Annotated in this window: 5 protein-coding genes, 2 tRNA genes, 3 rRNA genes and 2 pseudogenes; 1 reads left to right on the top strand and 11 read right to left on the bottom strand. The window is 35.1% G+C overall.

All coding sequences use genetic code 11. The annotated features are described in order from the left end of the window. From grpE to AJ889_RS04345, 3 genes and pseudogenes are all read right to left on the bottom strand, one after another. Complete coding sequence (grpE, locus tag AJ889_RS04355) at nt 1-531, bottom strand: nucleotide exchange factor GrpE (protein WP_002780052.1); 531 nt, start codon at nt 529-531, stop codon at nt 1-3. Then, entirely contained in the window at nt 528-1322 is a 795-nt protein-coding gene (locus AJ889_RS04350; RefSeq protein WP_072215643.1) for an HrcA family transcriptional regulator, read from the bottom strand. Before AJ889_RS04350 ends, grpE begins: the two co-directional genes overlap by 4 nt. 300 nt (nt 1323-1622) lie before the next feature. Beyond that, nucleotides 1623-3709 (bottom strand): annotated as a pseudogene (locus AJ889_RS04345) (TonB-dependent receptor domain-containing protein). A 273-nt stretch (nt 3710-3982) separates the two neighbouring features. On the opposite strand from AJ889_RS04345, the gene AJ889_RS04340 reads away from it, so the two are divergent. After that, entirely contained in the window at nt 3983-4684 is a 702-nt protein-coding gene (locus AJ889_RS04340) for an energy transducer TonB (RefSeq protein ID WP_002868519.1), read from the top strand. A gap of 91 nt (nt 4685-4775) precedes the next feature. On the opposite strand, the gene AJ889_RS04335 is transcribed toward AJ889_RS04340, so the two are convergent. From AJ889_RS04335 to AJ889_RS04300, 8 genes and pseudogenes are all read right to left on the bottom strand, one after another. After that, a complete protein-coding gene (locus AJ889_RS04335) occupies nt 4776-5738 on the bottom strand; it encodes a transposase (RefSeq protein ID WP_228589099.1) in 963 nt (320 codons plus the stop codon). Nucleotides 5739-5828: 90 nt separating this feature from the next. Beyond that, nucleotides 5829-5954 carry a hypothetical protein gene (locus AJ889_RS09645; RefSeq protein WP_002852480.1) on the bottom strand — a complete coding sequence of 42 codons (126 nt, stop codon included), beginning with the start codon at nt 5952-5954 and terminating at the stop codon, nt 5829-5831. Nucleotides 5955-6038: 84 nt separating this feature from the next. Further along, a pseudogene (locus AJ889_RS09180) lies at nt 6039-6133 on the bottom strand (hypothetical protein). Nucleotides 6134-7197: 1064 nt separating this feature from the next. Further along, nucleotides 7198-7314, bottom strand: a 5S ribosomal RNA gene (rrf, locus tag AJ889_RS04320). Between the two features lie 235 nt (nt 7315-7549). Then, nucleotides 7550-10456 (bottom strand): 23S ribosomal RNA (locus tag AJ889_RS04315). Between the two features lie 534 nt (nt 10457-10990). Beyond that, nucleotides 10991-11067: transfer RNA gene (locus AJ889_RS04310), tRNA-Ile, on the bottom strand. An 8-nt stretch (nt 11068-11075) separates the two neighbouring features. Then, a tRNA-Ala gene (locus tag AJ889_RS04305) sits at nt 11076-11151 on the bottom strand. 102 nt (nt 11152-11253) lie between these two features. Then, nucleotides 11254-12766: ribosomal RNA gene (locus AJ889_RS04300) — 16S ribosomal RNA — on the bottom strand. The 16S, 23S and 5S rRNA genes sit together here with 2 tRNA genes alongside, the layout of an rRNA operon. Nucleotides 12767-13215: the final 449 nt, after the last annotated feature.

Below are 13215 nucleotides of genomic sequence, written 5' to 3'. Positions count from 1 at the left end.
TTATTTTGCTACACTAACTTTGGTTGGGCGGATCACGCGATCGGCTATTTTATAACCTTTTTGAAGCACTTGAACCACTTCACCACTTTGATGGTTTTCACTATCTACATGAAACATTGCTTCGTGTAAATTAGGATCAAACTCTTTTTCATCTTTGATAAGAGCCACCCCATGTTTTTCAAGTTTTTTAAGAAATAAATCTAAAGTATTTTGCACTCCTTCTTTGATTTTTAAGCTAATTTCATCTTGGCATTCGACATTAACAGCAGCTTCTAAAGCATCTAAAACATCGAGCAAATCCTTAGCAAAGCTTTCATTTGCATAAGCCATAGCGCTTAACTTTTCTTTTTCCATTCTTTTTTTAATATTTTCAAATTCAGCGTTTGCACGCATATATTTGTCTTTTAATTCATCATAGTCTTTTTGCAATTTGTTTTGCTCAACATCTTCGATATTTTGCAAATTCTCATCTTGCAAATGTTCAGAATTTTCTGCGTTTTCGTTTTCAAATTCTTGCTTTTGCTCGCTCACGCCGCCTCCTTTATGTATTGTAATATCTTTTTATAATCCGTATAAACACTACCTGCTAAGATAATATTTACATCTTCGCCCAAAAACTGCGCATCCACCTTAAGCCCCATAAAACCTTCTTTAAATAAAGGTTCAAATTCAAGACTTTCTTTAAAATGACGGTGAATTTGACAATCTAAGAGCTTAACAAATTCATCATTTTGATAAATTTGATAAGCTCTTTCTTCATTGCTTCTATAGCAAATCAAATTTTGTCTTAAGCTAGCTATTTTTTCTACAAGATCTATAAAATGAACTCTCAAAGCTATTTTTTCTATACTAGAAAGATCAAGCCCTATAAGACTTTGTAAAAAATTCCACGCTTCTTTTTCATATTTTAAAACGAGCTCTTCTTCTTTAAAATCAAGTACTATAAACTTAGCATTTAGATCAAGTACTTCTTTAAGTACTAAACTTCTACCTCCATAAACAAGACAATAAATTTCAAATTCTTTACTTAACTCTTTCAAAAAGCTTTCGTTTTTGATATGGATATTTTTATCTTGTTCTTTTTCCCAAAAACTTTGCCAATAATTTTGCATCGTTAAAATAGTAGGAATTCTACCACTACTTATATGAAGCTGAGTGATCAAACCCTCATCGCTAAGTCTTTTAAGATAAACGCGTATAGTCGAAGCAGGTATACAAAGGTTTGAATTTAATTCATTAGAACCAATAGGTGCATTATCCAAAAGATAAGTTTGGATAATAGACTCTAAAATCAAATCCTTTTTATCTCGACTTTTCATCATGTTTTCCTTTAAAGCTAGCACTCTATTTTTTGATTGCTAGAAGTATTATACAACATTGAGTGTTATTTTGTCAAGTATAAATATAAAAAAATATACTTAATTTTATTTAGTCTATATAACTAAAGTTTTATTAGTTACTTTTTTATAAGGATAGGATATATTTCAAGATTGGTAAACAGAGTGATAATTAGATAAGAAATTTTAAATAGATTCGATAATTTAACTTTTTTAAAAGCACAAGATGCTATAAACAAAAAACCAAAGAAGCCTTTACAAGCTCTTTGGCTTTTCTATCAAAGCTTAAAAACTACCATTAATGGAAATATATATTCTTCTTCCTTCTTCTATGCGATTGTAAGTATTGACCCAAGTAGTAGTACCGCTATTTTGATAAGATTCCCAACCATCTGTAAAACTTTTGTTAAAAAGATTATAAATAGCTGCGTTGATACTCCATTGCTTATTGATATCATAACGCACACCCATAGAAGCTAAAAAGATATCCTTATAATATTCCCTATTTATATTAGTATCACCCATATAGCGATCTATTTGCCATTCGCCTTTTATCCAAGGGGTAATTTTATTATAGAAGCTGTATTCAGTTTTCAACATAATATTATGTTTTAAACTATCCTGCTCAGGTTTACCTATCACACTTTTATCTTGTGCTTCTTTAACCTCACTATCAAGATAAGTATAAGCAAAATTTACATTTAAATTATCAAGAGGGCTTATCCCTGCTCCAAGCTCTACACCTTTGTACTCAACCTTACCATGATTGATCGCTCTAAAACATCTATCAGCATTACAAGTACCAATTCCTGGAATCATATTGCCTTTATCATATCTTTGGGTTGAAATTTTATCTTTAAAATTTGTTAAAAAACCTGTTGCTGAAACATAAAATAAATCATTATTATAAATAGCTGCTATTTCATAATTTAAAGATGTCTCTTCTTTTAAATCAGGATTTCCATATATAGGGAATCTACCTTGACCACTATAATTATAAGCTCCATTTATCAAACGATTTGCATAAGGAGTCCTAAAACCCGTAGATACACCGCCTTTTAAAGTAAGTTCATCGGTAGGATTATAAACCAAATAAGCTCTTGGCGAAATATTATTTCCAAAAATTTCATGATGATTATATCTTGCTCCAAAAGTAAATCTTAAATCATCTTTTATACTATACTCATCCTCTGCAAATATTGCCAATAAATACTGATCAAAATTAGTAGGATTAGCTATTTTATCTTGCATTTTTTCAAGCCTATATTCACCGCCTACGCTTAAAATATGACTTTGTCCTAGAGGAATAACAGACTTAGTATCTAAGATAATATCTTCTGCGACTATATCCCTATTTTCTCCCAAAAACGGCTGCGTGGCTTGTCCTACGACTTCACGGCCGTTATTGCTTACTCTATTATACTGCAAACCAGAAGTGATAGAAAAGTTTTCATAAACACCCTCATGACTTAAATAAGTCACAAATTTATCAACTTCCATTATATCAGTATAACCACCTATTAAGCTACCTTTATCACCTGGTTTTGTAATAGTTCCTAATTGACCTTTTTTATTATCATAATGATTTCTTGAAAAATCTATATCAAATATAAAGGTATTATAATCATTAGCTAAATAACTAATTCTTGTTCCTATGTTAAAATTATTTGCCTTTGTAGGACTTTGAGCTTGATCTCCTGGAACTCTTTGTCCACTTCCATTTGTAAATTCAACATTAGATTGCTGTCTGTAAAATTCTCTAAAACGAAGCGTTAGACCTAATTTATCATTCATCAAAGGACCACTAGAATAAATACTTGCTCCATAAGTATTGCCCCAGTCTTTATTTTCATTTAAAAGAGCATCCAAACTTACAGAAGTTTCCCATTTATCACTCACTTTTTTGGTAATGATATTTACCACCCCACCTAAAGCTTCAGAGCCATATAAAGTACTCATAGGACCTTTTATAACTTCTATCCTTTCTATACTAGAAATCGGAGGTAAGAAAGAATTTGAATTTCATTAAAACCATTAGGGCCCACCTCTCCGCCAATACCCTGACGACGCCCATCAATCAAAACCAAAGTATATCCAGTAATACCCCTCATAGTGATATTATAAGAACCTGTTTTTCCCTTGCTAGCATATAAATCAACACCTGGGATGTCTGCAATAGCTTCTGCAATATCTCTATAAGGCTTACTTTGCAATTCTTTTTTAGTGATAACATTGATGGTAGCAGGAGCTTCTTTAATATCTTGAGCAAATCCAGAAGCACTAATGATCGAACTGTCTAGCTCTACATTTTGCGATATAGCATTAGAAGCCAAAAGGCCAATGGCACAAACTGATAGACATATTTTTTTCATTTTTCTCCTTTTGTTAAATATTGATTTAGAAATCAAAATATTATGATAATAATTATTAATTTAAGATAAATTTTGTATCAATTGTGATAATTAGTATTAATTAAAAATTTATTTTTTCTTGCTATAATTCTTGAAAAATAAGCTTTTTAAAGAAATAAGTAGAAAAATAAAAATACCTATATATATAGAGTATACTTTGGGTATTTTATTGCTATTTTCTCTATAGTTTTTATTAAACAAAAAATAGAAATTAAAATCATAAATGGAGTAAAAATGAAAGCATTTATAAGCAATCATAAAAATCAATCTTCTCTTATCACTTTATTTGTTTTTACACCTTTATTTTTTGTTTTTCTTTATTATAAAAATTTTTTACACATACAACCCAATGACACTATTAAAGAAAATAAATTTAATATAGCGATAAAACATTTTGTACAAAATTCCTCCGATATAAAACCGACACAGCCAATACAAACTATACAAGAACCTTCTAGCATACAACCCGAAGAATCTGTACGAGAAATAATCAAAAAAACAAAAACAAGAAAAGAAAAACCTATCACCAAACCTAAAAAGGCAATTCCCTCAATAAACCCTAAAACAATAAGTCAACCCAAAAAAGATACAAGCTCGCAACAACCGATCGTGCAGCAACAAACCCCGCAAACCAACTCTCATCAAAGCGTATCTTTAACTAGCAATAGCGAGCTTTTAAAAGAAATAAAATCAGCAATAGATGAAGCCTTAATTTACCCTAGACAAGCTAGAAAAATGCGTATGAGTGGGGAAGTTCTTGTAGAATTTACTTGGACGAAAGAAAAGAAATTAGAAAATTTAAAAATACTTAAACCTTCAAAATATGATTTTCTAAATAAAAGTGCTTTAGAAACTATACGCATAGCTTCTAAAAAATTTCCACAATATGAAAAAACTTTTCATATAAAAATACCATTGGTATATAAATTAAGCTAAATCTTTCACAATATACTCTATTTTTAATGCAAATCACTCCAGCTTTGCTAACGCTTAGAAGTAGAAGCTTCCTAGCTAAAGCTAACTAGTATTAGCTAATTCGAAAGGCTTTGAGTTTATAGTCCTCAAGGCTAATTCCTAACCCAAACGACTTTAATCCACGCTTTAAGATATTATTTGCAGCATTAATATCTCTATGTAAAGTATTGCCACATTTTTCACAAAGATACACTCTATCTTTCAACATAAGATTTTTTTTGATATTTCCACATACACTACAAGTTTTGCTTGTATATTGTGGATTGACTTTTATAAAGAATTGGCCATTATGCTTTGCTTTATACTCTAGATATTGAGAGAATTGATAGAATGAAATATTAAGAATAGATTTATTTAAACCACTTTTAGCTTTTATATTCTTTAATTTAGCTCTTTTAGACATATTCTTAATTTGCAAATCTTCAACTGCTAGCAAGTCAAATTCTTGTATGAGTTTTGAAGTTATCTTGTGATAACTATCCTTTTTGATATTTGAACTTTTTTCATAGATTTTATTTAATTTTAATTGTGTTTTTTTGAAATTATGGCTTAACTTTATTTTCTCCTTTTTTATTTTTAATATTCTCTTGCTTTGTTTTCTTTGTAATCTTTTAAATGCTAAATCATATTTAGCTCTACTAAGTAGCTTTGAGTTAGTAGCTATTAACTCTCCACTGCTTAAGGTAATCTCATTGATATTTAAATCAATGTCAACTGCTTTTTTAATATCAAAATCTTTGCTAGATATTAAAGAAACATTTGATTCATCATAAATGATACTAAAAGCTAAATAGTATTTATTGTGATTTTTGATAATAGTGATTTGATTAAACTTATAAGTATTTGGTAAATCTCTGTGATAACGCATTTTAAAAAATGTATTCATAAGTCTAAATATCTTAAACTTAGTAGTATCACTATCTTTGATTTTGTAGGCTTGATTATTCCAATTAAAGCTTTGCTTTGCAAATTTAGAGTTTTTAAATTTGGGAAAGCCTTTGTTTTTATCTCTAATTGCTTGCTCTAAGGCACGAGAAGATTAATCCTTGCTTGTTGGGTTACAACACTTTTATAGCTTAATTCTCTTGCTTTTATAAGGCTAGTTTTATTGATTATCTATCTTACTTGCCTTTAAATAACTTCTATCTTTTTTATCTAAATTCTTATTTTTATCCCACTGCTCTTGCTGTAAATTTAAACAAATATTATAGGCTTGATATAGATGAAACATTGATGATTAATAAGCTTTTGTTGTTCTTTGTTTAGGTAGAATTCTATATTTAAAACCTTTGGTTATTTGCATTGCTTTGTTCCATTAGGGCTTTTTTTCTTTTTGGTTATATATTTTTTCTTAGGGTAATTATCTTCTATGCCTTGATTTTCTACATATTTTTTAAGAGTTTCTAGCATTATTCCGCATAGGTATTCTATAAAAAATTACTGATTATGTCAAATACCTAACTAGAGCCATACAACTAACACTGTAAGCAATTCATCTCCCACTTAAGAAGTGAGAGTTTTATTGAATAAAAAAAGATAAATTTAAAGCAAGCAATCTTTTTTTAGACAACACTTAAACCCTTGCATGTATTTACAGCAATATTTATTTCATCATAAACAACCCCCAACCCATAAAACCTCAATAAACACTATAAAATAAAAGTATTTGTAAAGAACAAGCAAACAATAAATCTCAATCACTCAGACAAAAACAATCTCAACCGACCCATAAAGCAATAAATCAAGCAAGCATAATTAATTTAATTGATTAAACTAATAAATTTAATTTATAAGATTAACAATAAAAAACCATAAATTAACCAAGCTAATCCCACCCAAACCCAAACAAGCCATAAATTACACACACTTTTTTACAAACATCAATTAAATAGCAAGACCATCGATGATAAAAAATTTATCTCAAGTATAACATTCATTCTCGCCAACAAGAATAAACAATCATAGTCTATCCACCCTAACCCAACATTAACCCCTAACCCAACCAAGAAGTGTATAACAACCCCAACCCATAAACCTCAATAAACACTATAAAATAAACTTGAGTGATTAAAAATCCAACCCAATTATTGAACAAACCCAACCTACATAATAAAATATAAACTAGACATATAAAGAACAATTGACACATAAAAATAGATTGAATAAATAAACCTATACAAGTAAACATAAAGATTAATTATTGATACAAAAGATTCAATAAATAAAAAGAATAATTGAGATATAAAAACATATAAACTAAACAACTCAAACAACCATTAAATTAACCCAAGCCAATCAACAACCATAGCTAAGCTGACAACACAACAAATCAATTTAAATATAAAACTACAAATTAAATCAACCCAAGCTAATTAAACCTATAAACATAAAAAATAATTAAATATAAAAACAACGATTGACATATAAAAACTAAGATTTTAAATCTATAAGAATAAGATAAAGCAGAATTAACAAGTCCGCAATGAGCTACTTTCCCCCTGCCAGTAAGGCGTAGTATCATCACCCACGATGTGCTTAGCTTCTTGGTTCGGGATGGAGCAAGGCGTTTCCACATCTGTATAATCACGGACATTGTTATTTAAATATTCTTTGAAAAATTGAATTTAAGAATAAAACTTAATCTTTTATTCTCTTTCTTCTTTTCTTATCTTTTATCTTTGATAAGTTTTTATATAGAATACTTAAAAAACAATGTTAAGAGCAAGTTCTAATACAAACTTTACTTGAAAGATTTCTATTAAACTCTAAATATTATCTATATTCAAAGTCTTCTTAAAAACCTTAACAAGGAAGTGATGCTTTATTAAAGATAAGCCAAACGCTCTATTAGTACTGGTCAGCTAAAGGACTTTCATCCATTACACACCCAGCCTATCAAACTAGTAGTCTTCTAGAGAGCTTAGAGAAGATTCATCTTAGAGTTGGCTTCACGCTTAGATGCTTTCAGCGTTTATCCTTTCCAAACTTAGCTACGCTGCGATGCTCTTGGCAGAACAACAGCTACACCAGTGGTTTGTTCAACCCGGTCCTCTCGTACTAGGGTCAAATCTCTTCAATCTTCTTACGCCCACGGCAGATAGGGACCGAACTGTCTCACGACGTTCTGAACCCAGCTCGCGTACCGCTTTAAATGGCGAACAGCCATACCCTTGGGACCTGCTCCAGCCCCAGGATGCGATGAGCCGACATCGAGGTGCCAAACCTCCCCGTCGATGTGAGCTCTTGGGGGAGATCAGCCTGTTATCCCCGGGGTACCTTTTATCCTTTGAGCGATGGCCCTTCCACACAGAACCACCGGATCACTAAGACCGACTTTCGTCTCTGCTTGACTTGTATGTCTTGCAGTTAAGCTGGCTTATACCTTTATACTCTACGAACGATTTCCAACCGTTCTGAGCCAACCTTTGTAAGCCTCCGTTATTATTTGGGAGGCGACCGCCCCAGTCAAACTACCCACCAGACATTGTCCCACTTGAGGATAACTCAAGCTGGTTAGCTACCCAAATAAGAAAGAGTGGTATCTCAACAATGGCTCATATACAACTGGCGTCATATACTCAAAGCCTCCCACCTATCCTGCACATTCTTATCCAAGTAGCAGTGTCAAGCTGTAGTAAAGGTCCACGGGGTCTTTCCGTCTTGCCGCGGGTAGGAGGAATTTTCACCTCCACTACAATTTCACTGGATCCCTCTTTGAGACAGCTCCCATCTCGTTACGCCATTCATGCAGGTCGGTATTTAACCGACAAGGAATTTCGCTACCTTAGGACCGTTATAGTTACGGCCGCCGTTTACTCGGGCTTCGATCAAGAGCTTCGCTAATGCTAACCCCATCAATTAACCTTCGAGCACCGGGCAGGCGTCACACCCTATACATCCTCTTACGAGTTAGCAGAGTGCTGTGTTTTTGGTAAACAGTCGGGAGGGACTCTTTGTTGTAAGTTTCCTTGCTTTCGGAGTAAATCCTAATACAAAGCTAACCACACCTTATACCGAAGATACGGTGCTATTTTGCAGAGTTCCTTAAAGAGAGTTCTTCCACGCGCCTTAGAATACTCATCCCACCCACCTGTGTCGGTTTACGGTACGGGCAACATTAGCTAAACTTAGAAACTTTTCTTGGCTCGACGGCATCAGGGGTTCTTCTATCCATCCGAAGACTTCAAAAAGCCTTTCAGTTCTCGGAGTATTGTTATACGGATTTGCCTGTACAACCTCCTACGACCTTAGACTAGCACTTCCATCCGCTAGCCCCCTTAGCCCTAAGCGTCCTTCCATCGCACACTAATGTTGGTATTGGAATATTAACCAATTTGCCATCGTCTACCCCTTTCGGACTCGACTTAGGACCCGACTAACCCTACGATGACGAGCATCGCGTAGGAAACCTTGGGTTTACGGCGTTAATGATTCTCACATTAATTATCGCTACTCATGCCTGCATGCTCACTTCTATTCGCTCCAGCACTCCTTACCGGTATACCTTCGACGCAAATAGAACGCTCTCCTACCACTTAGTAAACTAAGTCTACAGCTTCGGTACTTACTTTAGCCCCGTTATATTTTCCGCGCAAAATCACTAGACCAGTGAGCTATTACGCTTTCTTTAAAGGATGGCTGCTTCTAAGCCAACCTCCTGGTTGTTTAAGTAACTTCACATCGTTTTCCACTTAAGTAAGATTTAGGGACCTTAGCTGGTAGTCTGGGTTGTTTCCCTCTTGACGACGGATTTTATCACTCGCCGCCTGACTGCTGTGATTACATATAAGGTATTCGGAGTTTGATAGGGTTTGGTACATTGGTGTATGCCCTAGCCCATTCAGTGCTCTACCCCCTTATATTACGACACAACGCTATACCTAAATATATTTCGGAGAGAACCAGCTATCACGAAGTTTGATTGGCCTTTCACCCCTATCCACAAGTCATCCCGGGGCTTTTCAACGCCTATGGGTTCAGTCCTCCACTAGTTCTTACACTAGCTTCAACTTGCTCATGGATAGATCACTTCGTTTCGGGTCTGCAGCATCTGACTAAGCGCCCTATTCAGACTCGCTTTCGCTACGGCTTCGCGTTTGCTTAACCTTGCCAGACACCACAACTCGCAGGCTCATTATGCAAAAGGCAGTCCATCACCCTGTATTGCTACATAGGGCTCTGAATGATTGTAAGCAAATGGTTTCAGGTTCTATTTCACTCTGATCACCTCAGTTCTTTTCACCTTTCCCTCACGGTACTTGTGCACTATCGATCTGGTATTAGTATTTAGGGTTGGATCGTGGTCGACCCGGATTCAGACAGGATTCCTCGTGTCCCGCCCTACTCAGGATACTGCTAGCTAAGGTTTGTTTTTCGCATACGGGACTATCACCCTCTATGGTTATACTTTCCAGAATGTTCTGCTAAACTTACCTCTTGCACATTGCAGTCCTACAACCCCCAGTGCAAGCACTGGGTTTGCCCTCTTGCGCTTTCGCTCGCCGCTACTGACGCAATCTCTATTGATTTCTTTTCCTGAGGGTACTAAGATGTTTCAATTCCCCTCGTTCGCTCCTATATAGGTAATGTATATCTCTATACATTGGGTTGCCCCATTCGGAAATCTACGGATCAAAGCTTCTTGACAGCTCCCCGTAGCTTATCGCAGTCTAGTACGTCCTTCATCGCCTTTACCAGTCAAGGCATCCACCATTCGCTCTTAGTAGCTTACCTTTTTTACCTTTTATTATTGATTCTAAAACGCATCACTTCCTTGTTAAAGTTTTTATGATAAGACTTCTTTATCTTAAGACGGAAAGCATTCAAACACTTAATATAAAACTAAATGATTTAGTCTCAACTAAGCAGTGAGTTTGAAACTTGTCTTTAATTTATAATCCTTAAATCTAATATTCTCTTTATTCATAGAAGAGAAGACAGCTAAAAGTAAGTTAAACTAAAGAAAAGATAAATAGGTTTTATCCTTTAACAAGTCCTGTAAAATTGTTTTTATTAAAACTTGCTTGTGACTCTTAACAATGATAATTAAAAAGAACATTTAGGTTTAAAACCTAAAGGAAGTATATATATTAACATAATCATTATAAATATAAATGCATAATGTATATGCTACTTATATCTATTAAAGTATATTCTTTTATAGTTAAAGATAAAAAATAAATCTAAGTATAGAGTTTATATTTTATATTTAATCTATTTTATATACTTGCTTTAGATTTTAAAGCTTCTTTATTCAAATCTTTTTTATGGTGGGCCTAACAAGACTTGAACTTGTGACCTCACCCTTATCAGGGGTGCACTCTAACCAGCTGAGCTATAGGCCCTTAATAAATGGTGGAGAATAGCGGGATCGAACCGCTGACCTCCTGCGTGCAAAGCAGGCGCTCTCCCAGCTGAGCTAATTCCCCATAAACAATTAGCTTTATCATCAATCTTTGAAATCTAAACAAGAATCAATTGAGTTTATATATTGAAGTAATAGTTGTGAGACTTATTACTTTGTACTCTAGAAAGGAGGTGATCCAACCGCAGGTTCTCCTACGGTTACCTTGTTACGACTTCACCCCAGTCGCTGATTCCACTGTGGACGGTAACTAGTTTAGTATTCCGGCTTCGAGTGAAATCAACTCCCATGGTGTGACGGGCGGTGAGTACAAGACCCGGGAACGTATTCACCGTAGCATGGCTGATCTACGATTACTAGCGATTCCGGCTTCATGCTCTCGAGTTGCAGAGAACAATCCGAACTGGGACATATTTTATAGATTTGCTCCACCTCGCGGTATTGCGTCTCATTGTATATGCCATTGTAGCACGTGTGTCGCCCTGGGCATAAGGGCCATGATGACTTGACGTCGTCCACACCTTCCTCCTCCTTACGAAGGCAGTCTATTTAGAGTGCTCGGCCGAACCGTTAGCAACTAAATACGTGGGTTGCGCTCGTTGCGGGACTTAACCCAACATCTCACGACACGAGCTGACGACAGCCGTGCAGCACCTGTCTCTAAGTTCTAGCAAGCTAGCACCCTCTTATCTCTAAAAGGTTCTTAGGATATCAAGCCCAGGTAAGGTTCTTCGCGTATCTTCGAATTAAACCACATGCTCCACCGCTTGTGCGGGTCCCCGTCTATTCCTTTGAGTTTTAATCTTGCGACCGTACTCCCCAGGCGGTACACTTAATGCGTTAGCTGCATTACTGAGATGACTAGCACCCCAACAACTAGTGTACATCGTTTAGGGCGTGGACTACCAGGGTATCTAATCCTGTTTGCTCCCCACGCTTTCGCGCCTTAGCGTCAGTTGAGTTCCAGCAGATCGCCTTCGCAATGGGTATTCTTGGTGATATCTACGGATTTTACCCCTACACCACCAATTCCATCTGCCTCTCCCTCACTCTAGACTATCAGTTTCCCAAGCAGTTTAATGGTTAAGCCATTAGATTTCACAAGAGACTTGATAATCCGCCTACGCGCCCTTTACGCCCAGTGATTCCGAGTAACGCTTGCACCCTCCGTATTACCGCGGCTGCTGGCACGGAGTTAGCCGGTGCTTATTCCTTAGGTACCGTCAGAATTCTTCCCTAAGAAAAGGAGTTTACGCTCCGAAAAGTGTCATCCTCCACGCGGCGTTGCTGCGTCAGGGTTTCCCCCATTGCGCAATATTCCCTACTGCTGCCTCCCGTAGGAGTCTGGACCGTGTCTCAGTTCCAGTGTGACTGATCATCCTCTCAGACCAGTTAAGCGTCATAGCCTTGGTAAGCCATTACCTTACCAACTAGCTGATACTATATAGTCTCATCCTACACCGAAAAACTTTCCCTACTCAACTTGTGTTAAGCAGGAGTATAGAGTATTAGCAGTCGTTTCCAACTGTTGTCCTCTTGTGTAGGGCAGATTAACTATACCTTACTCACCCGTGCGCCACTAATCCACTTCTAGCAAGCTAGAAGCTTCATCGTTCGACTTGCATGTATTAGGCACGCCGCCAGCGTTCACTCTGAGCCAGGATCAAACTCTCCATAAAAATTATAGATAGTTTAATCTTTTTCTTCAAAGAAAAAGTTATGAAAGATTAAAAGAAAAACTTTTAATCTTTTTAATTATTAGATTGAATAGATTTTACATAATTACTTATGCCTAAATCTTTCTGGCTCAATCGATCACTTATTTAGATTTCAAAGATTGACTAATAAGATTTGAATAACAATACTAAGTTAAAAGAACAAAACAAAAAATCATTTTTAAAAGAAAAGTTTTTAAATTAAAAAACAAGATTTATAAAAAAGCTTTTAGTTTATAAGACAAAAACCAAAAGAGTTAATTTATAAAATCTACTAAGCTAGTGAAACTTTATAATTTAAAAGATTTTAAGTCCTTTTTTCAAAAAAAGGAAATGAAAGTATAACCAATTAAACTTAAAAGGGGATTAAACAAAGGATTAAATAGTATAAATATTTGTGTAAGTATTTATAT

This window comes from Campylobacter sp. BCW_6468, assembly GCF_001762865.1.
Lineage (GTDB): Bacteria > Campylobacterota > Campylobacteria > Campylobacterales > Campylobacteraceae > Campylobacter_D > Campylobacter_D jejuni.
Note: the sequence above shows the minus strand (reverse complement) of the source record. Positions and strands in the feature narration are given on the sequence as shown.

Excerpts from the sequence above, each read along its gene's own strand:
- AJ889_RS04340 (WP_002868519.1), top strand. The coding sequence starts at position 3,983 with ATGAAAGCATTTATAAGCAATCATAAAAATCAATCTTCTCTTATCACT.
- AJ889_RS09645 (WP_002852480.1), bottom strand. The coding sequence starts at position 5,954 with ATGTTTCATCTATATCAAGCCTATAATATTTGTTTAAATTTACAGCAA.
- AJ889_RS04350 (WP_072215643.1), bottom strand. The coding sequence starts at position 1,322 with ATGATGAAAAGTCGAGATAAAAAGGATTTGATTTTAGAGTCTATTATC.